Here is a 20,545-nt window from a genome sequence, read left to right as displayed (position 1 = left end):
AAAAGCAATCTTTAAGTTTTTTTATTTGAATGTCACAAATACATCCCTTTTTCAGTTATATAGGCAGAAAGGAGGGAAGCTAATGGAAAAACTACATGTAAATAAGCAAGATGCAGATATCAACCTTGTAATAGAACAGGTACAAACGGGCGACAAACAAGCATACACACATATCATACGGCGTTATCAACAACAGATCTTTTTATATTGCTACTATTTACTTAAAAATCAGGAAGAAGCGGAAGATGCTGCTCAAGAAATATTCATCAAAGGGCTTGAGTACATCCATCATTTTGTACCTACAGTTTCCTTTTCAGCTTGGCTATACAAAATCGCTCAAAATCACTGTAATGACTTATTAAAAAGAAACACTAGAACGTTTAAATCCTTCATCCAGTATAAATTGAACCTGAAGCAACAACCAATACACGAATATACAGATTTAATTCACGAGTTAATGGATCAGCTAACGTTAGAAGAGCGACAAATCTTATTGTTACGCTCACTGGAGGAATACAGCTATGAAGAGATTGCTACAATTATGGAACTAAAACCATCAACCATCCGAAAAAAATATGAGCGACTCCGTAAAAAACTAATTCACCAAAAGGAAAAGGGAGGAAAAAAGTATGAACATTCCTTTAAAACCGGAAGATAAAGAAATCGAGCATTTACAAAAGCTTATTCGGGATACTCCATTACAAGTGGATTTAATTGATAAAACGATGGAGCGCTATGGGAAAGTAGAAGGAAAACGATATAAGCGTATTACCACTCGACCAAAAAGATTACGCAATGCAATTGTCGGTACTTCTGCTTTGCTTGCGATGTGCTTTACACTTGTCGTTGGTACTGGATTTATTTCTCCAACAATGGCTGCATCCATTAAACAGATTCCAGGAATGGATTCTATATTTCAGTTGGCAGGTGATCTTGGTTTAAAAACGGCAGATGAAAAGGGAATCCTGTCAAAACCAAATCTTAGTGACACCCATGATGGTCTGACTCTCAGCGTACCAGAGGTCATATTCGACGGAACACGAGTATCTATAGCATTAGAGCGAAAAACTTCCGATAAAAGATTTTTAAACACCGAATTACCCTTATTACTTGATGATTTAATACTTTCCATTAATGGCGAAGAAATTAATTCTTCTTATGTACCTACAAACACCAGCAGCTCCATTGACTCATATACGATACCTGGAAAAAATTCGAATTCAACCATTATACAATTTTCAGATTTACGTAATCAAGGAGGAAAACCTTTTCCAGATAAGTTTGATTTAACAATTTCCATGCCTGTCTCCGGCATTAAGCAGCCATTTAAAATAGAAATTCCTGTGGAAAAGAATACTAATAATAACTTAGTTTTTACACCATCCCTTAAGCGAGAGTATAAAAACATTGACTATACTCTAGAAAAAGTTGAGCTCACGCCGATTACAACCAGCATCACAACTCGCATAAAGCTACCTGCTAATTCAAAAATTTCTTCGTCACTTCCTTTGTTCTTGAGTTATGAAATTTACGATGATAAAGGAAAGCAACTAAATTTTATTAGCAACAATGGTTGGAGTGCAACTGATGGCAACGTTCTGATAAATGATTCACGATTTGAACCTTTCCTCTCTCTTCCCAAAGAAATTACTATAAAGGTTTACAAATCTATCTTAAAAAAGGGTGATAGGAGTAAATTCGAACTAGGGAAAGATGGAAATCCAAAAAAGGAGTATTTCCCTGATTTAGAAATTACTTACCCAATTAATCCATAAAAATTAAGTAAGTGAAGGAAGTGAAGCGTACTTCACCTCCTTCACTGCATACAAATACTATCTTTCAACCTTAAAAGTATAAACCCCAAGTTTGTCTCCATTAGATTTATATGCCGCCACTTGAGCTGTTCCGTAACCTATCATTTTAGCCTTATTGCCATGAAGTTCGACAACATCACTTCCGTACAAAATCATCCAATTTGAACCTTCCATTTTATATGTGCTACCTATGCCTAAACGAAGTACGGGACTATCCTGCTTTGTAATGGGTGCTTTTTCTCCTGTTGCAAGTTCAAAAGTTACTGTCACTGTTGCTGGTTTTACATCTGATGCCGTTGAACTTACTGGTGAAGCGGCAGCTACTCCTCCTAATGATAACGCTAGCGCAGAAATTGATAATGCTAAGATGGCTTTTTTCATTTGTCATTTCTCCTCTTTAATAGTCTTCTTTCTAAGCTACTAAATGCCTTGCTTTATGTCTGTGACTACGTTTCTGTTGTTCTCAAGCTATTAGTACTTTACTAATCAAACATTGAACTTCCAAGCTATTATAGACATCAAGATATCAACCTTTTCATTTCCCCACCTCCTTTCTTCTAATTAATTCCATTGTAATTCTTGATGTGTTACAAGAACGATAAAAATAAACAAATCATTTCTTTTTTTACAAAATAATCAATAAAAAAGACCAATCCTGTAAGATTGGCCTAGTCTAATTGCATATGATCTTAAAGACTCTCCATAGAAACTGGTGGCTTAAACCAAGAGAAGAACGTAATGCCCCCTCTCTTGGCAAAAAATCGGTTGATTCACATGTTGCCGTATAACGGACGCTTGTCTTAATTAGCTGTCGGTTCGGTTCCCCAAACAAGTACGCCATTATGATACAACGTAGCTTTTGTATGATCAGCATATGAAGTTTGCGTGCCTTTATACGAGTAATCGTCACTTTCATTATAGTTCGACCAGTCTGTTTTATGAATACGGGTTTGAATTTCGCCCGTGCTTCCTCCAGGTGCTAACACGCCTGCATTCGAGTTGAAGCTGACTTCCAAATAGTAATCAGCACCTGTTACAGATTTATCCATTTTAACCAGCTTGCCATTCAGCTTCGAGCAGCTCAGCGCGGCATAGTCGCAGTTGAATGTCTGCGCGCGGTCGCCGTCGATCGTGTAGTAGTAGCGAATTTTCAACTCGTTGATCGGTACGGAGGTTGTACCTTTGTTTAAAATTTGGAAATGCGGCTTCAATTGATTGTCGTTCACATTGGTATCCGCTGCGCGATACTGGAGCAACAGTCCCTTGGTCGGCTCCTGAGCATCCGCTTTCGGCGCTGCGCTAGCCGTGTTCGAAACCGTTTGTCCTGCATCGTTCTTCGCTACGACTTGGTAGTAGTACGTCGTGTCTGCCGTTACGGCTGTGTCGGTGTAGCTGCTTCCGTATACATCGCTCGCTACTGTGGCGAACGCGCCATTTTCAGCTGTCGAACGCTTCACTTCATAGCTTGCCGTATTCGCCGATGCTGTCCAGCTCAGCTTTACTTTCGCCGTTTCGCCTGCTGCGTTCAGCGTGAAGCTGCCCGGTACTGACGGCTGCTCAGTAATACCATATGTTTTTAAGTTAGTCGGGAGCTTTTCAAGCGTAATGACGTTCGGATGATTATACACTTTTTTCAGATGCTCAAGACTGTTTTGTTTGCCGTCTCTCAAGAAATCCCCATACCATGTAGCGAACCAGCTCCAATGGGCTTGATACGCCTTCATCAGGTCAGGATCCGGGATAGGTCCATTTTCGCTCATGGCAACTAACTTTTTGTCTTTGCCCAATGTAACAAGGTCTTCATATTTTGCAATTTGCGGACTGTAGTCGCCTGCTTGCGGATAAGAATCGAAGCTCAAAATATCCACATAGTCGTCTCCCGGATACCAATCGGGAGCAACAGAGTTCCAGACCCAGATCAGATTGTTCAATTTGTGCACATGAGTCAAACGGTCGTGCATCAAAATATACAATTTCTTAACAGGCTCAGGACCTTTAGCGCCCCACCAGAACCATTTGCCTTCCGCTTCGTGTAAAGGACGGAACAGGACAGGAACTTTCGCATCCTGCAACTTCTTCAATTGCCCTGCAATCACATCGATGTCGCGAATAAGCAATTTATAATCTTCGGACTCTGGATTATTCATCGCATATTCTATATCGAATGTAGTCGAATCGGCATAGAAGCCTCTCCACCATTCTTTTCCCTGCGTATCGATAAGACCTTTCGGCGCGTTCCAGTGCCATGCAAAGGTAACAATGCCCCCTTGCTTATCCCATTCAATCGCCTTTTCCGTCTCTGTGGAACGAAGACCGTGTTCCGCTCTGCTTGGCGAATAGTCAATCAGGTCAAGCGCCGCAATAGCCGGCTTTTTACCTACATTTGCTTGAAGCCAATCAATTTCGGGCATATCCTCTTGACCGGAAAGCATATTCTTCCCGTATTGATCAACCAGGTAGTTCATTAATGCTTTTGCTTCTACCGTCGCATTCGGATTGATGAGCGTTTTGGTTACCGCATGCGGTGGACGGTCAGCAGCTGGCTCCAGCTTGACGTAGTCGATATCGTACCAGCCCCAGCCCGTTTCAAAACCGATCGTATTCGCCCCTGCATTCAACAGAACCTTGCCACCGGAAGCTTCTTTAAAATCAGCCGATTTCCAAAGCACCAGCTCACCAGACGCTTTGCCGTTTAAAGAGAAATTCGTGCGTTTGTCATCATAAGGAGAACGGTAGCCGATTGCAAGATTGTACAAGCCTGCCGCCTCTGCCTGAATCGTCATCGTCAGGGAATCCCCTGCATTGTGGAAATTAGTTACGTAACCAGTACCGGAGAAGCCGGTCCCGCTGGATTCCACAATGGTTCCCTTCAGCGTGCCGTCTTCGGCTTCATAGCGAACCGGGCCGTTTACAGGCGCCTGCGGAACCGCTTTCAAGACATTGGAATTGCTCATTCCTGCATTGGTTTTGGCGGTTACTTTGTAATAGTAAGAAGTGCCGTTCGTTACGTTAGTATCCGTATAAGACGTTTCGATCAAGTTGGAGGCTACAGCAGCAAAAGGACCGTCTGCATACGTTGCACGCTGTACACTGTAACCCACAGCTCCGTTGGAAGCGTCCCAGGACAAATCTACTTTCCCGTCGCCAGCCTCAGCTCTCAGCGCAAAGCTTTCAGGTGGCACAGACGTATCATTGCTGGCAGTCAACACGATGTGATAAGTCGTCAAAGGCGGTACGGTATAGGTAAAGCGGTTGCCTGAAATTTGCGTAATTGGCGCTGCTTCCTTAATTTCCGAGCTATTGTTGTCGAAGCCCCAGACTTTACCGGAACCGTAAGTCGTCTCCCCAGAAAGATCAAATTGGGCGTCGAATGCGCTGTCCATGCTTTTATTCATGACAACGAGGTGCAGTTCTTTGTAGGATGCATCCGTTACGGAAGCATGCACCGAGCTATTGACAATATCTGACGTTTGCGCATTAACGCTGATATCACCGAAAGTAGAGCTTTTTCCGTCATAATTGCGGTAAAGCTTGTAAGCGGCACTAACGTAGCTGTTGGCACCCTCCTTTAACCTCCAGTAGTTTGCCATATAAACATCGTTTTTGCCCAAGATGCCCAGCACATCGGTCATAGCGATCCCACCGGAAATATCATTTTCGCCGCCATAGCTATACTCGGTCAAAGCCAGCTTGGTTCCCGGGTAATACTTATCCACCGACTGCTTCAATCGAGGCAGTAAAGGCAAGAATTCGCTGTTCCCCTGAGCGATCCAGCTATCCTCATTGTAGGTCGGATCCCACAAAGTACGTGGCGCTTGCATTCTCGCTTTCTTCGTTTCGTCGTTGCCCACCTCATTTGTAATTCGTATGCCTCCGCCCATCGCTTCGGGATACCAGTGTACATCGAAAACATCCAGTAATCTTTTGCCTTCGGCTTGCGAGCTGAGGCGCATTTGATCCAGATAATAGTCCACGAACCAGTTGTAGCTGCCTTTTACAGAATTCCAATCAGGTGCAGTTTGAAGATCTTTATAGGCGCCAAAACCGTAAAGAACCGGGCCAAAAATTTCTGCACCCGCGTCAACCGCTTTAACAGCTTTGGATAAACTTACTGACCGGTCTACCAACTCTTTCGCTCCGACCTTTTCACCATGAATGCGCGGATGCGTATGCGACCAGAGAGCGGGTTCATTGTCGAGCGCATATCCTTTCACACCCGTCTTTGTTGCAGCAACGCCGTATTTTTTCACTAAAAAGTTGACAAATTCATCCGCATAAACCCGATTGTCATTCAGATCAGGCTGTAGTTGGAACGACGCATTTTTGGTGTTTACGACCTGATCCCAACGAGCAGAAGGGGCCTTTTCGCTTTCATCCACACTTCCGTTTCCATCCTTGGCCACATAACCAGCCATCGGTAGCGTGACTAAAGTATAAGTGCCAAGCTTCAGCGATTGATCATGAAACGAAGTCGTCACCGCTCCCGGCTTTTCACATTCAGCTTGTGTCAGACCGCCATTATTGCATAAATAGTCATCACTGGATTGCTTCCAATCGCTTCCTGCATTGGACATATTGTTTTCCCAGTTGTATCCGGTTATTCGATTACCACCAAGTCGTCTGACAGTCAGATTCTCATCGCCTGCCAAATCCTGATTCGTACCGTATATATAAGGGCTAATCGGCTTACGATCCTTGGATGTATCAACTTTGATGGTAACGGTCTTTGCCGTTTGACTGTGAACTACAGTTGGAGCCGGTAGAGCCCCCCCTACTATAATCGTGCATGCCATGACGACAGGTAGCCATTTGGAACGCTTGGACAAAATAATACTACTACTATTTTTCGCCTTCATGCCGCTTTCCTCCTTTCAATTTGAAAAGAGCGGCACCCATACGAGTGCCGCTCCGTCAGGCTATAAGGCTCCTGACCCCAAACGAGTTTATCGTTCTGGTACAACGTCATCTTACTCTAATCTGCAAATTAATTTGTTCTCCTCTCCGTCCGAAATCCAAAATTGGCCCGGATCTTCAAGTGTTGCAGCAGCCGTATTCACACCGCACATGATGGGTTTGCCGTTTGCATTATGGTAGTACCGTTACCGGCTTCTTGTTGACAATTGTGTAATAGTACAGCTCTGCTATACATTCTATCGACCAAGCCTGCATATCGAACCATTGGTTGGACCGAAGGTCCATATACATAGATTATTCCAGATACCCATATAGTAGAACATGAATTCGCCACAAGGTTGTTCTAGCTATATAGGTTATCTATTTATATTTAAAACATGGTGGTGTAAGAATGCTGCATTGCCTTCCAATGCTTTTACGAATACTTAAAAGTCATATTGCAGTATATAGCTTTTATCATCTCAAAGTAAAAACCATTCCTCATGAAAAATTTTTGATTTATACCCTTCTCCCCTACCGTACCTTATCCTTTTGAATAAGCTCATAATAGATGCGTGCAGGCTCTGATTCTCCAGTGGATAAAATATATTCTGCCAAGGGGGCGCACAGCTTTTGAAGATAGAAGGAATATAACAGCTCCGCCGTATCAAAATGAATTTTTAATACCTGCTTCATCAATCCATCAAATTTGGGGTAATCCAGTTCTTCCGGGGTAATATCAAACGGGTATTCGGGAAAGGTTTTTTTCTGGATTTCGATGAACTGATCCCTGAGCTTTGGCTGATTGCCTGATCGCGCGGCTGAGAAATTCATCATAAAAAACGATATAAAATCTGTTTCACGATCACTTAATTTATAATACTCACACCAACGCATGAACATCAGCGGTTTTACCATATATAAATCCCCTTTTAACAAAGTTCAGATTAATCGGTAGATCACACAAAATCTAACAGGTTCCAGCATATGTAATATATAGGTTAAGTCACATTTTAAAATATGATTCCTTAAACAAATTTTGCATTTAAACATATCCCTATATCTCCAGAAAGAACTCTCCAGATCTACTTCATCCGAAGAGTTCTCCGTATCTACCTCAAACTCAAACCTTACTTGAGCTTATTTTCTCCAATTGGAATTTTCATTTCCAGTTCAGGCAGGTATGTTCTTTTCCAATTCCCTTGTTCATTGTATACAGGTTTGCCTCCCGGACCGATTACATTAAAATAGGGTTTAATGGTGATGAATTTGGGTGTTTTCTCAAAGGGAGTTACGAGGATTTGGTGAATACCTGTCCTTGTTTTAGTTCCAGGACGTCCTAAATCCCCATTAATCCATTGTTGTTCCTGCCCCTTATCATCCAAAATCGCATAGCTTAGTGTATTCATAGCCAGTCCATACCCGTATGCCTTACTCCCATGCGTAGTCGGGCCTGGGCTTATGTAATGGGTCTTAGTCACGATCATGGTAGACATCGGTGTCATCTCTAATTTTTCCACAACCAAACGGGTAAAATCATTTGATTTTTCCATTCGAGGTGTGAGCACCAAGTTTTTAGAAGGAATCTTTTGCACAGGTAATTCAAGCTTAAAGGGCTGTTTTATTCCTGTAATTTGTATTTCTGCCGTTAGTTTAAATGGGTCAGGAAGTCCTTTGCCTGTCGAGTACATTCTTTCCAAATCACTATAATAAACGATGACGGAACCCGGAGTGCCTCCAGAGTTAGTAATTAGCGAAGGGCCATCAAATTGAAATGGTTTGCCATTGCACCATAATGTGATATCTTCAATTCGATCATGCAGCGTTGTGCCCAAGTCCTCCCGGTTACTTTCCAGCGTCAGAGCCATACGGACACCATCATAAGCAACTTGAGAGATACGGAGTTGGGTTCCGTTATGAGTGCTGCTGGCCGCCACTTTTGTTACAAGTCCTGCTTCTTCGACCTGCTGAAGTCCCAAGTCACCCGCTCGCATAAATGCACTCCCGCCTGCTGTTGGAATTCCCCAGTTACTAGCCAATTGCAAGACACTGTTTACCAATGGAACTTGCCACAACGATTTCGCTATCGTAGGGGAAACAAATGCTGGGGCTATCATTCCACTGCTCATTACTGTAACTAAAGAAGCTGTCAGGGCGATTCTCTTGAATTTGTGGCGACGAGAGGCTGAATCCACAGAATTCGTATTTTGATAGACAAAACCTGTTTCAATCTGGCTATATACCGTTTCCAGCCGTTGACGCACATATGGGGTAATGACATGCTTGTTGCGGGAGCATTCTTTAGCTGTTTTCCACTCATCATCCAGATTAATATCTTCCATGGATCGGTGTTCCCCTTTCTCCTGGATTTGATAACTTGCGCAGCAGGGATTTCCGCGCACGATACAAACGCGTTTTAACCAGACTTTCTGAAATGTCCAATGCTTTTGAAATCTCCTTAATATTCAGATCATAAAAGTATCTCAACATAATAACGATTCGCATCGGCTCCTCCAACTGCTCAACTGCTTCATGCAATTCAATATTTTCATACTCTCCTGGGATACTCATTTGATGGTGTGAAAACTCAGATACCGTACCAGAGCGAGAACGCTTGTTAGCTATTTTATTCGACTCGTTGATTACAATCCGATACATCCAGGTTTTAAAGAGACTTCCATCCCGTAGTGTACCCAAAGACTTGTATGCCCTGAGTATTGCTTCTTGTAGAGCATCAGCACTATCTTGTTCATTTCGCAGGATAGAATGCGCCATTCCATACAGGTCGCTCTCCACTTCTCTGATGATGTTCACAAAAGCTCGTCTATCCCCGCCTTGCGCCTTTTTGACCTCACTCTCGATATTCAAAGGAGTCCTCCTTTCAAGTTGCTTATCTATTAGATCATTTGAAAGGGCAATGCGTTACAATTTTCTTCCTAAACGCTCAACAAAAAAAGACCTTTTCAACATCTTAATGACGCTGACCAGGTCTTCTCATGGAAATCCGTATTTTCACATTCGTATTTATTTTAATCCTCTACATAGCTAACCGATTACAGACTGCACGTGAAAACATAGGCGGGCGGGACGTTGTAATGTACCTTTTTGATCTGGATATTGCCAAAGAAGGTACGAAAGAAATTGTGTTTTACCTTACTATACTGGAACGTAATAAATTTGCCCTCCTGACCCAATACTTCGGCCGTTTGTCCCAAAATCAGGCTGGATAAGGCGGCAGGCAAGCTGGTAAAAGGGAGTCCTGATACGACGTAATCCACTTTCGAGACATGATACTGTTTCATATACCGGGCTACATGCTCGGCCGATCCATGAATGACGTGTACTTGCTCCAAGTGTCCGTACTTGCTTTGCAATGTTTTGTAAAACGATTCATTGGCCTCAATCACTAGCAGTAGCGTATCCGGGCGCTTGTTCTTAATCAGTTCTTGCGTAAACACACCGGTACCTGCGCCATACTCAATGATGCACGATGCCTGGTCAAAGTAGATTGGTGTGGTAATTTGCTTGGCCAACTGTCTTGAGCTTGGTATGACAGCGCCTACGCTGCGTGGATGCCTGATATACTCTCGAATAAAATGAATCGCATTCATCTTTCCCTCTCCCTGCTTGACACACATAATAGGCATTCGGTTCATCCAGATATCGCATTACATATTCATTGTATCTTGATCAGAATAGTCATTTCAAGCAGGCTACAGTCTGAATATAAAAAGAGGACAGTCTTATTCAAATCTAGTCAAATAAAACTGCCCTCTCGCTGTAATTTTTATTTTTCTATCGTGTCCACACTTGGACTCTCCGTCTTGGATGCCTGTCCACCTTTACGCCGTCGTGCGCCCAAGCGCATGGCAACAATCCGGTAGATGGAGGCAGGACGTATGGATACAGCCCAGCTTGCGTCCGCATCCGGTGCAAGCACGACTCCCAACTGATGATGATCGCCATCGTACATACCGCGCTGTACAAACTTGCTCTCACCTTGAAGGTTGCGTACCTCCAGCTTGCAAAAAGCGGAGTTGATCCGCAAGGCTTGATGCAGCTCGTTGCGGCTGTTCACGACGACGCTGTTGACGCGGTAAATAGCCTCACCGGGCAGAATGCCCATCGCCGTCGCCGGACTATCCGGCAGCACAGCCAGTACACGCAACCCTTGCTCCGGATGAACAAACATAGGGCTGAGACGGCTCTCTTCCATGTTGCCGTACCAGATCAGCGCCTCATGGGCGAGGAAGGAGAACAACGCTGCCACTAGCGTCAGCGGACTCCACCACGCCGCCAGCAGGCTCAGCAGGAGCAAGGCTACACTGTAGAGAAGCAGGCGGTTGGACGTTAGCACCGCCTTCTGGCGTGGCAACTGGCCTAACGTCACGCTGCTGAACCCCATAAGAACAGGCAAGGCTGCCAGCATATATCCGGTTCCATCACCAAACAGCGGCGTCCACGGAAGCGCAAAGCCTCCCTGAACAGGAACCAGCAGCAACAACGGAATGGGCCAGAGGTCTTCCATCCGGTAGCCACCGACCAGCCTTCCCCGCTTGCCCTCCACGAACAGTGGGGTTGCGGCCTTTCCTCCCTGCCAGCGAACCAGCAGCGCCTCAGCCACATGCAGCACAGCAACGAGTACCAGCAACGCTGGAATATCCAATCCACGGATGGCTGCCACCGATGTTCCAAGCGCTCCCTCAGGCTGCCAGCCCTCCGCCACGTTCAGAGCAAACTGGGCTACACCCAGCAGGCCCACCGAATAGGCAAGGCACAGGTAACGCACGCGTACCAGCATAAGCAGCAATGTGGTCACCCACAGGCATACGATGGAGGCTGAGGTCAGATGCACACTTACGAACATTCCCAGAGCAGACAGGGCCAGCCCCGCAATTAGACCACTCCAGACTACACGCCACGTTTCCCCCGGCCAATTGTGCAGCCTGGTATGAAAGAGCTTGCGCTCCAGCAGCATTTGCCGACGATAGCCAAGCGCGACAATGAGTATTGAGATATAGTAAAACGGCTGCAAAAGCAGGTACAAGCAAGCATTTAGAACGCTCCATCCCCATTGTAAAGCCCATTCCAAGTTCATTCACACTCCTTATGCCCCTGGCCCGCTGTTTAGCGGATCACGTACATTTCATATCCATTTATTCTATATGAAATTGCCAACGTAGGGAAGACAATCCGGCAGACTGCAAATAAATCCCACAATAAAAGGAGGCTGTTTCCAGCCCCCTTTGTTGTAGCCTTATTATTATTTCGCTGCGCTGGTCTTCATTTCCTTCCGAATCTCTTCAATCCCCTGCTTGAGTTGATTGTCATTTTTCGGATCGCGGATTTTTTCGATCAGCTTGGCTTCCATCGCCGCTGCTGTCTTCGCATCAATCACACCGTTAACCATCAGCTTCGCCTGTTTTTGAAAAGCAAGAACGGAGCTTTCCGTCACTTTATCAAAATAGCCGTCCTCGCGGCCTGGCTTGTAGCCCAAGCCTTGCAGAATGATTTGCGCATTTTTCACATCGCCGCTATTCATATTGTATTTCAACGGCTTTTCCTTGTTGAGTGGCGCTGCTGTGAAGAATTCAGGCTGATCCACCGCAATATTCGGTTTAATTCCTTTTTTGTGAATCCACGTTCCATTTGGCGTCAGCCATTTGGCAATCGTGATTTTGAGCAGACTACCGTCGCCCATTTGCTTGTCATAGCTGGTTTGTACAGTACCTTTACCAAAGGAATTTTCCCCGATCAATACTGCGCCAGCCGATTGCTGGAGAGCGCCTGCCAGGATTTCGGATGCGCTTGCGCTACCTTTATTCATGAGCAGCGTCACCGGATATTTCTTACTTGATCCTTTGGATTTCTCTTCTTCACGCTTCTGATTCTTGTCTTCCACTTGTACAATCGTTTTGCCAGCAGGTACAAATTGCTGTGCGATATCAATCACGACGGAAAGTACGCCGCCCGGGTTATTACGCACGTCGATGACGAGCCCTTTAAGTCCCTGTTTTTCCAGCTTCGCGAGTTCTTCTTTAAAACGCTCTGCTGTATTCAAGGAGAACTGGGTAATCGTGATGACACCTACACCACCGCTTTCCATATGAGCTGTCACGGTTTCCATATCAATACTGTCACGGGTAATGGTGTATTCCAACGAATCAGGAGAACCGTTGCGCTGAATTTTGACCTTGGCCTGACTACCTTTAGGTCCACGTATTTTGGAAACGGCCTTGTTCAAATCCAGACCATCCAGCGTTTCGCCGTTAACAGACAAAATAATGTCCTTGGAACGCAGTCCCGCCTTCTCGGCCGGTGAGCCTTTAATTGGCGTTACTACGACCACTTTTCCGTTTTCTGCCGCTACCTCAGCCCCGATTCCGGTAAAGGAGCCTTCAATGGACTGTTCAAACTGCTGTGCTGTTTCTTTGCCCATATAAGAGGAATATGGGTCGCCGAGCGATTCCATCATACCATTGATGGCTCCGTCCACCAGCTTGGTACGGTCGACGTCCTGATAATATTGCCCCTGGATCAGATCCATCGCTGTCTCGATTTTGCGGATATCACTTCTGGAGGTGGAACTGCTACCTGTCATGCTCGCCAGCAATCCTTCGCCCAGAGCGCTGCTTCCCACTGTCGTCGTTCCAGTATAAGCAAAAGTGAGCAGGCTACCGCCAAGCAGCCCAATCACCATCAAGAGTACCGCTGTACTTTTTTTCAACATCTAATCGTCCACCGCCTTCTATTGATCTTGTATACTATTGCCTTACAACGCATATCCATCCACGCAGTATACGACTAGCTTGTACGGAATATGTTAATTGTATCCTACTCCGTGTTTCAATGCACATGTTCTGCACCGGGTATCAAGCTATGAAGGTAAAGCCCTATCTACAGCCGCATTGGCTACAAATAGGGCTTCCCTTTTTCAACTATAGATAGTTCATCGGATTTACTGGTTTGTTATTCTCGCGCACCTCAAAATGGCAGTGAGGTCCTGTTGAATTGCCCGTCGAACCAACTTCTGCAATTTTTTGACCGCGTTTCACAGTCTGTCCTGTACGTACCACCGTACCGCCATTGCGAATATGTCCGTACAGAGTCCATAATCCGTCTCCGTGATCGATCACGACCGTATTGCCATAGCCACTCCACCATTCCGCAACAATGACAACACCATCTTCTGCTGCATGAATATCGGTTCCCTGTGAAGCCGCCATATCAATGCCTGTATGGCCTTTAAGCTTGCCGGTAATCGGATGTACCCGCATACCAAACGTAGATGAGAGTCGGTAATTGGATACAGGCAAAGCCAACGTGCCCGATCCACCCGTATACGTACTGGCTGCCGCATGACTGGAATTGGAGCCTGCGCCTGAGGATGAAGAAGCATATCGCTTGGCTTCAGCAGCACGTGCAGCCGCTCTAGCACGTGCTGCTTTGGCAGCCTGCTCCGCTCTGAGCTTGTTTTTCTCCTGCACCAGACCCACACGTTTGTTAGCGAGGGCTACCAGCATATCATTTTGCTCTTCACTGATTTCATCCGACTCAGCAATATCATGATCATAATTGGCTATCAGTCTTTGCTTCTCTTGCTCCTTCGAATTCAGCTCAGCTTTGGCGCCCTGTTTGAGGGCATACAGCTTCTTGGCATTTTTATATTCTGTGTCGAGTTGCTTCTTCTTGCTGACTACCAGAGCCTTGTCCTTTTTATGCTCGTCCAGCAGGATTTGGTCCTGCTCCACGATCGTTTTCAGGGAATCGACCCGGCTGAGGAAATCGCTAAAGCTGGCCGAAGACATAAGCACGTCCATATACGAAACAGTTCCGTCCGTATACATCAAGCGCACACGGGTTTCCAGCATCTTTTCACGTGCCTGGATGCGGTCAATGGCTTCAGATAAATCTTTTTTGGTTGCACGCAGATTATCTTCGGTTTGATCAATCTGAACTGCTACACGAGTCAATTGGTCGCTGACGCTGTTAATCTGGTCGAGTACCATTTTCAGGTTTTGCACGGTTTTATTTTTGTAATGTTGGGCATACTGTTTATCTTGAGCTGCCTTTTCCTGCTGTTGCTTGGCAGATTGGGCCTGCTTTTCCAATTGATTCAGTTGCGAATTGATTTCATGCATGCTTTTGGCATATCCGTCAGAAGGCTGGATTAGCAATGCGGCTACCAAGGTAGCGGCCAACACAGATCCTGTTTTTTTCAACTTGCACTCCCCATCCTTTATCGCAAAATAACACCGGCTTCCCCGTTCTAAAGAATACCGACTGTGACATCCACCAATGAATCTTATACTTTCAAGAACTTGCGCATGGACAGGGTACTGCCTACAATCCCGACGAGCATCCCCAAAATGATTAGCAAGGCACTCAATTGAATCCAAACGCCCTGAAGCGGCATAAGCTTCAACATGCTCAGCGCAATATCTCCTTGAACGGCTGTAAGCAAACGCTGATAACCAGCAAACAAAATACCTACGGTAATCATGGAACCCATCAGGCCAATAAGCGCACCTTCAATAAAAAACGGCCATCGTATAAAAAAGTTGGTCGCACCAACCAGTTTCATAATGCCAATCTCTTTGCGTCGTGCCAAAATGGTCACGCGGATCGTATTCGAAATCAGGAACATGGACATAAGCCCCAATCCAGCTACGAATACAAAGCCCACATTACGGATGAGCTTGGTAATGGTGAAGAGCGTTTCTACGGTACCTTTTCCATAACGGACCTTTAAAATCGGTTTCTCTGGGTGTATCGTGTTCAGCTTCTCAATCTTCTCAGCCACAAATGGGACCGTCGTCGGTTCAATGACCTCTACAACGATTTTGTCTGGAAGCGGATTGCTGTCCTTATCAAAACCCTCCAGCAGCTCCTTGCCGCTGTCTCCCAAATCTTTTCGCAGCTCCTCCAAGCCTTGAGCTTTGGTGATAAAGGTGGTTTTGCTAATTTCCGGCATCGCCGCAATTTCCTTTTGTAGCGTTTCACGCATGCTTTGCTCCACATTCAGCTCCAAAAATACGTTAACCTCCACCTGGCCATCCGCTTGGTCAGCCAAGGAATTGACGTTGAGCACCAGCATAATAAACACGCCCAGTATAAGCAGTGACACAACAATCGAGGTGACGGATGCCACGGACATCCAGCCATTGCGGAATATATTTTTGAAACCTTCCCGCACATGACGCAAGAAGGTATTAAAAGTCATATCCGTACTCCCCTCTCACCTGATCCCTTACGATGTTGCCATTTTCGATGGCAATGACGCGTTTACGCATAGAGTTTACGATGTCCTTATTGTGTGTCGCCATAACAATGGTCGTGCCGCGAAAATTAATTTCGTCCAGCAGTTGCATGATCTCCCACGATGTTTCGGGGTCCAAATTACCTGTGGGCTCATCGGCAATGATCACGGACGGATTGTTGACGATAGCCCGTGCGATAGCTACGCGTTGCTGCTCCCCACCAGAAAGCTGGGCAGGCTCACGATTCATTTTCGTTTTCAAGCCAACCAGTTCGAGCACTTCCGGCACCCGCTTGCGAATCAGCTTCTTGGGAGCCTCTATGACTTCCATCGCAAAAGCGACATTCTCATAGGCCGTCAAACGCGGCAAAAGCCGGAAATCCTGAAAAACGACTCCGATGTTACGACGAACGTAGGGAATTTTACGCTGCTTGAGCTTCCCGATATTAAATCCATTAACTGAAATTTGCCCCTTGGTCGGTACTTCTTCTCTATAAATAAGCTTCATAAAAGTCGATTTACCCGCCCCGGACGGGCCGACTACGTATACGAATTCATTACGGTCAATTTTGACCGATACTCCCTGAAGTGCGTGGGTTCCATTAGTATAGGTCTTCCACACATCCTGCATTTCAATCACTCGATCACTTCCCGCTGCTTAATCAGATTACGTATAACTTATTATCCATTCGACATATTCCATGCATTTCCTTTAAAAAGTCCTGTATTTCATCATACCGTTTATCATTGTAACAAATTTGTTACCTGAATAGTACCGAAAGTTTTCTGCTTTTGGCACATATATATAAATATTATGGCACATGAATACGCTGCCAAGCTTACGAGACAGGAGACAGCCGTATTATGAAAAAAATTCATTTATCCTTCATCTGGATATGGACTGTAATTCTGGCGCTAGCCATGTTGTGGGGAGGACTACATTTGTACGCCGACAGGCAAACGCTGCCGAAGGGCGTAACAGTCGGAGGAGTCAATGTGGGAAATATGGATAAAACAGCCGCGCTCCGACTGCTGGATACAAAGCTGAATGATTTGAAGCAATGCCCCCTGATCCTGATGGACAGCGACAGTAGTGCGCAGGATATCAAGCTTACGCTCGGGGAAGCGGGTATCCACTATGAAGCGAAGGCATTCCGCGATGCCGTAAACGCGCTCGTCTCAGAGCATCTTTGGACTCGTGCGCAGACGCGGTTTTCCTTTGGAAAAGAATGGACCATCACACCTTCCCGGCAGGAGTCAGCCTTGCAGGCCAGGTTCGGAGCTAATTGGGAGGAACAGCGTTACGGCAAGCCTGTCAATGCCGTGCGCCAGATCGACGGGGACGATCAGATTCGCTATATTCCCGGCCGCTCTGCCAGGCGTCTGGAATGGTCCAAACTGGGCGTAGCGCTGGATAAGGCGCTGCCCAAGGACTTTACTGCTTCCGGGGAGCCGGTGCGGGTGGAGTTGCCGTTTCGTCAACTAGAGCCGGACATTACGGTGGACGGTCTGCGGAGCGAAGGGATTGAGCGCAAAATTGTCCAGTTTTCCACCAGCCTCAGCAGCAACTCGGAAGGACGTGTGTACAACGTCAATTCGGCGGCAAGCACCGTTGACGGTTTGATTCTCAAGTCGGGCGAGATATTCGATTATGGTCAGATCATTGCCAAGGCTGAACGCACACATGGCTTTCGTGAAGCTCCCGTGATCGTAAACGGGCAGCTGGAACCGGGCATTGGCGGCGGGATTTGTCAGGTATCCAGCACCGTCTATAATGCTGCGCTGCGAGTCGGTCTGAACATTGTTGAGCGCCGCAACCACTCCTTGCCGGTCAGCTACCTACCCAAAGGTCAGGATGCAACTTTTGCTACAGGATCTATCAATTTCCGCTTCAAAAACAATACAGGCAAGCATTTGCTCCTTCGTGCCGCTGTCCAAAACCGGACGCTTACCGTCAAATTTTTCGGCACATTCCCGTCCAATGTGTCCTATGAGCTGGAATCGCGTACGGTTCGTGTATTACCCATCCCAGAGAAAACAATCCGTAATGACTCACTCTCCCCCGGCTTCTATCAGGTGCTTCGGCAGGGCAAGGCAGGATACGTGGTGGAAACGTACCGAATGAAGATCGTAGATGGCAAGACCGTGGAACGCACCCGAATCAGCCGTGATACCTATCGTGCGCAGCAGCGTATTGTGGCTGTTCACAGCGGAAGCACATCGCCTGAGCCGCAAACACGCGAACAGCAGGAGCCTATTGTAGAAGATGGCATAAGTGAATAAAGCATGCATACAAGCATAACAAAAAATCCCCCTTCGACTACCGCCTGGATGGGTATCAGCGGAGTTAAGGGGGGATTTCAAGTGACGGGATGGTTTTACTCGCTGCGTTTGCCTGAAACAGAAATTTCTACAGGCGCACTTTCGCTTCCGTCTGCATCCACTGCTTTGACAACCAGCCTAACAGTGGCTTTTTGAGTAAGCACGCTAATGCTAAACGTACCATCGTCCTTGGCTACTGCACTACCGATTGGAAGATCGTTGGAATAGACGGTTACTGTGGAACCTGCTTTAGCTGTCCCCATAATCGTACCTTCGCCATCATGCACTTCGTTTACTTTAAGTATATCACTGGAAGCTACCGCATCAGTGTTTGTATCTGTCGTTGTACCAGTGCTTGTGTCTGTCGTTGTGGAGCTGTCCGTAGTCGTATCCGTGCTGTCTGTGCTGGTGCTGCTGTCTTGTGTTTCGCTTCCAGAAGTAGACGTGTTACCAGAACTCGAATCCGTAACGTTACTATACGTGGAATCTGTTACCGTGCCGCCAGGAGTCGATGTGAGATTATCAATCGCGCTCAGGTTGTAACCGGAAGCTGCGTCCAGAATAGCAATCGCTTCTGCACGTGTCAGCGACTTCATTGGCTGGAATTTACCATCAGGATAACCGTTGATGATTTTTTGCTCCGCAGCGGCAGCTACACTTATCTTCGCCCATGATCCGATTTTGTTGGAGTCAATGAACTTGGTGACGTCTGCTGCATTACCTGCTGTCAGTCCAATGGCTTTGCCCACAATAGCGGCAGCTTCCTGACGTGTTACTTTCCCATTCGGTTTGAGCTTGTTATCTGCATAGCCGCTTATGTAACCTGCATTCACGGCATTTGTCAGTTCATTGTATGCCCAGTGCGAAGCTGGTACATCTGTGAATGTTCTGCTTCCATTACCGTTTACCTGAACACTGTCCGCATACGTTACGTCCGTAACGGCCGGAGTATCCTGCGTGAACGTACCGAGGCTGCGGTTCAAGAGAACAATAAATTCTGCACGCGTGATGGCCGCATCCGTTTTCACCGCACCGTCTAATTTTCCTGTAGCCGACCAACGTTGTACCTGATCTCCTGCCCAATGACCGCCTGTATTCTGAGGAGCAGCTGCGGCTACACTGAATGCGCTAAGAATAAGACCTGTGCTCAATACACCAGTAATCGTGTTTCTGAACTTATTTCCCATACTCTGAATTCCTCCTTAGGATTGGCTTCACCATTCTTTTTTTAAACACTTTACCAGAAATCAAACCCAAAAAACCCCCAAATTAAAAAAAATCGTCCCATATAACCATAACCCGTCCTTATGTAGCATAAATGGGACTCAGGACTTAATACCTAGTTATTCACTGGGATATGTATATTTAGACAGGCTACGTTATACTGAAGTCACAAATTCCTAGTAAAAGAGGTTTTCCTATGGCTCTTATTCAATGTCAGTTTTATTCAGAAGTCCTTGGCTTGAGCACATCCATGCATGTTATTCTCCCTCAGGAAACCCGTTCGCAGATCGGACTGGAGGGTAAGCAAGGAACCGGACCACACCCAACACTGTATTTGCTGCACGGCCTGTCGGACGATGATTCGATCTGGTTACGCAGAACCTCCATTGAACGCTATGTTGCTTCACTGGGCATTGCTGTTGTAATGCCACAGGTACACCGGAGTTTTTATGCGGATATGGAGCAGGGAGGGGCATATGAAACCTTTATCAGTGAAGAACTGCCAGCTTTGGCACGCTCCTTCTTTCCCTTGTCCGCCAAGCGGGAAGACAATTTTATTGTCGGTCTTTCCATGGGCGGGTACGGCGCCTTCAAACTAGCACTCCAGCATCCAGAGCGCTTTGCGGCCGCTGCCAGTCTCTCGGGGGTAATGGATTTACACGCGGCACGCATCGACCCTATACATAAAGCGATGAGTTCGACGGAATGGAGTCACATTTTCGGTCCAGATGACATACGCGGAACAGATCACGACTTGCTGGAGCTGCTACAACGTCATGCTAGCTTGGGAACTTCACTCCCCCTGCTCTACCAATGCTGTGGTACGGAGGATTTTCTGTATGAGGGAAACCAGACCTTTCGACAAGCGTGCGATACTGCCGGGATTCCACTGACCTACGAAGAGGATCCAGGGACTCATGAATGGGGATACTGGGACGCGAAAATCCAGGATGTACTCGCTTGGTTGCCGCTCAAGAGGCGATAAATAAGTGTTAAAAATACCCGCAGCTTCCCTCGCCGTATCATGGCAAAG

General features: G+C 46.2%; 17 protein-coding genes. 4 read left to right on the top strand and 13 right to left on the bottom strand.

The features are described from left to right. Positions 1-82: 82 nt before the first annotated feature. A complete protein-coding gene (locus ACIFO6_RS13080) occupies positions 83-658 on the top strand; it encodes an RNA polymerase sigma factor (RefSeq protein WP_430041071.1) in 576 nt (191 codons plus the stop codon). After that, positions 630-1,775 carry a DUF4179 domain-containing protein gene (locus ACIFO6_RS13075; RefSeq protein ID WP_430041070.1) on the top strand — a complete coding sequence of 382 codons (1,146 nt, stop codon included), beginning with the start codon at positions 630-632 and terminating at the stop codon, positions 1,773-1,775. Before ACIFO6_RS13080 ends, ACIFO6_RS13075 begins: the two co-directional genes overlap by 29 nt. A 57-nt stretch (positions 1,776-1,832) precedes the next feature. On the opposite strand, the gene ACIFO6_RS13070 is transcribed toward ACIFO6_RS13075, so the two are convergent. The 12 genes from ACIFO6_RS13070 to ftsE form a co-directional block, all read right to left on the bottom strand. Beyond that, the gene (locus ACIFO6_RS13070) at positions 1,833-2,195 is read right to left on the bottom strand and encodes a hypothetical protein (RefSeq protein ID WP_044646908.1); all 363 of its coding nucleotides are present in this window, start codon (positions 2,193-2,195) and stop codon (positions 1,833-1,835) included. A 419-nt stretch (positions 2,196-2,614) separates the two neighbouring features. Beyond that, positions 2,615-6,670, bottom strand: coding sequence for a glycosyl hydrolase (locus ACIFO6_RS13065; RefSeq protein ID WP_430041069.1), 4,056 nt, complete (start codon positions 6,668-6,670; stop codon positions 2,615-2,617). A 229-nt stretch (positions 6,671-6,899) separates the two neighbouring features. Beyond that, on the bottom strand, positions 6,900-7,013 hold the full coding sequence (locus tag ACIFO6_RS13060; protein ID WP_430041099.1) for a glycoside hydrolase family 48 protein: 114 nt from the start codon (positions 7,011-7,013) through the stop codon (positions 6,900-6,902). Positions 7,014-7,241: 228 nt separating this feature from the next. After that, complete coding sequence (locus tag ACIFO6_RS13055) at positions 7,242-7,625, bottom strand: hypothetical protein (RefSeq protein ID WP_430041068.1); 384 nt, start codon at positions 7,623-7,625, stop codon at positions 7,242-7,244. A 212-nt stretch (positions 7,626-7,837) separates the two neighbouring features. Next, positions 7,838-9,049 carry a DUF4179 domain-containing protein gene (locus ACIFO6_RS13050; protein ID WP_430041067.1) on the bottom strand — a complete coding sequence of 404 codons (1,212 nt, stop codon included), beginning with the start codon at positions 9,047-9,049 and terminating at the stop codon, positions 7,838-7,840. Next, positions 9,036-9,575 carry an RNA polymerase sigma factor gene (locus ACIFO6_RS13045; RefSeq protein WP_430041066.1) on the bottom strand — a complete coding sequence of 180 codons (540 nt, stop codon included), beginning with the start codon at positions 9,573-9,575 and terminating at the stop codon, positions 9,036-9,038. The genes ACIFO6_RS13050 and ACIFO6_RS13045 overlap by 14 nt, the downstream gene beginning before the upstream one ends. A gap of 185 nt (positions 9,576-9,760) precedes the next feature. Beyond that, on the bottom strand, positions 9,761-10,318 hold the full coding sequence (locus ACIFO6_RS13040) for a class I SAM-dependent methyltransferase (RefSeq protein WP_430041098.1): 558 nt from the start codon (positions 10,316-10,318) through the stop codon (positions 9,761-9,763). Between the two features lie 176 nt (positions 10,319-10,494). Next, positions 10,495-11,805, bottom strand: a complete 1,311-nt coding sequence (locus ACIFO6_RS13035; RefSeq protein ID WP_430041065.1) for a serine protease — start codon at positions 11,803-11,805, stop codon at positions 10,495-10,497. A gap of 165 nt (positions 11,806-11,970) precedes the next feature. Further along, entirely contained in the window at positions 11,971-13,437 is a 1,467-nt protein-coding gene (locus tag ACIFO6_RS13030) for a S41 family peptidase (RefSeq protein WP_430041064.1), read from the bottom strand. 208 nt (positions 13,438-13,645) lie between these two features. Further along, positions 13,646-14,929, bottom strand: a complete 1,284-nt coding sequence (locus ACIFO6_RS13025; protein WP_430041063.1) for a murein hydrolase activator EnvC family protein — start codon at positions 14,927-14,929, stop codon at positions 13,646-13,648. Between the two features lie 83 nt (positions 14,930-15,012). After that, the gene (ftsX, locus tag ACIFO6_RS13020) at positions 15,013-15,930 is read right to left on the bottom strand and encodes a permease-like cell division protein FtsX (RefSeq protein WP_430041062.1); all 918 of its coding nucleotides are present in this window, start codon (positions 15,928-15,930) and stop codon (positions 15,013-15,015) included. After that, entirely contained in the window at positions 15,920-16,606 is a 687-nt protein-coding gene (gene ftsE / locus ACIFO6_RS13015; protein WP_430041061.1) for a cell division ATP-binding protein FtsE, read from the bottom strand. Before ftsE ends, ftsX begins: the two co-directional genes overlap by 11 nt. A 224-nt stretch (positions 16,607-16,830) precedes the next feature. Between ftsE and ACIFO6_RS13010 the strand changes: the two genes are divergently transcribed. Beyond that, positions 16,831-18,249: a VanW family protein gene (locus tag ACIFO6_RS13010; protein ID WP_430041060.1), complete on the top strand. Its 1,419-nt coding sequence runs from the start codon at positions 16,831-16,833 to the stop codon at positions 18,247-18,249. A 95-nt stretch (positions 18,250-18,344) separates the two neighbouring features. Here the strand turns inward: ACIFO6_RS13010 and ACIFO6_RS13005 are convergent, their stop codons facing one another. Beyond that, complete coding sequence (locus ACIFO6_RS13005) at positions 18,345-19,475, bottom strand: S-layer homology domain-containing protein (RefSeq protein WP_430041059.1); 1,131 nt, start codon at positions 19,473-19,475, stop codon at positions 18,345-18,347. Between the two features lie 233 nt (positions 19,476-19,708). Between ACIFO6_RS13005 and ACIFO6_RS13000 the strand changes: the two genes are divergently transcribed. Then, complete coding sequence (locus ACIFO6_RS13000; RefSeq protein ID WP_430041058.1) at positions 19,709-20,497, top strand: alpha/beta hydrolase; 789 nt, start codon at positions 19,709-19,711, stop codon at positions 20,495-20,497. Positions 20,498-20,545 lie beyond the last annotated feature (48 nt).

The organism is Paenibacillus sp. NRS-1781, from assembly GCF_050467745.1.
In the GTDB taxonomy this organism is placed as follows: Bacteria; Bacillota; Bacilli; order Paenibacillales; family Paenibacillaceae; genus Paenibacillus; species Paenibacillus terrae_A.
This window is presented reverse-complemented; position numbering and strand designations above follow the sequence as displayed.

Bases quoted from the DNA above. Each gene is read 5' to 3' on its own strand.
- ACIFO6_RS13080 (WP_430041071.1), top strand. From the start codon at position 83: ATGGAAAAACTACATGTAAATAAGCAAGATGCAGATATCAACCTTGTA.
- ACIFO6_RS13075 (WP_430041070.1), top strand. From the start codon at position 630: ATGAACATTCCTTTAAAACCGGAAGATAAAGAAATCGAGCATTTACAA.
- ACIFO6_RS13070 (WP_044646908.1), bottom strand. From the start codon at position 2,195: ATGAAAAAAGCCATCTTAGCATTATCAATTTCTGCGCTAGCGTTATCA.
- ACIFO6_RS13065 (WP_430041069.1), bottom strand. From the start codon at position 6,670: ATGAAGGCGAAAAATAGTAGTAGTATTATTTTGTCCAAGCGTTCCAAA.
- ACIFO6_RS13060 (WP_430041099.1), bottom strand. From the start codon at position 7,013: ATGGACCTTCGGTCCAACCAATGGTTCGATATGCAGGCTTGGTCGATA.
- ACIFO6_RS13055 (WP_430041068.1), bottom strand. From the start codon at position 7,625: ATGGTAAAACCGCTGATGTTCATGCGTTGGTGTGAGTATTATAAATTA.
- ACIFO6_RS13050 (WP_430041067.1), bottom strand. From the start codon at position 9,049: ATGGAAGATATTAATCTGGATGATGAGTGGAAAACAGCTAAAGAATGC.
- ACIFO6_RS13040 (WP_430041098.1), bottom strand. From the start codon at position 10,318: ATGAATGCGATTCATTTTATTCGAGAGTATATCAGGCATCCACGCAGC.
- ACIFO6_RS13035 (WP_430041065.1), bottom strand. From the start codon at position 11,805: ATGAACTTGGAATGGGCTTTACAATGGGGATGGAGCGTTCTAAATGCT.
- ACIFO6_RS13030 (WP_430041064.1), bottom strand. From the start codon at position 13,437: ATGTTGAAAAAAAGTACAGCGGTACTCTTGATGGTGATTGGGCTGCTT.
- ftsX (WP_430041062.1), bottom strand. From the start codon at position 15,930: ATGACTTTTAATACCTTCTTGCGTCATGTGCGGGAAGGTTTCAAAAAT.
- ACIFO6_RS13010 (WP_430041060.1), top strand. From the start codon at position 16,831: ATGAAAAAAATTCATTTATCCTTCATCTGGATATGGACTGTAATTCTG.
- ACIFO6_RS13005 (WP_430041059.1), bottom strand. From the start codon at position 19,475: ATGGGAAATAAGTTCAGAAACACGATTACTGGTGTATTGAGCACAGGT.
- ACIFO6_RS13000 (WP_430041058.1), top strand. From the start codon at position 19,709: ATGGCTCTTATTCAATGTCAGTTTTATTCAGAAGTCCTTGGCTTGAGC.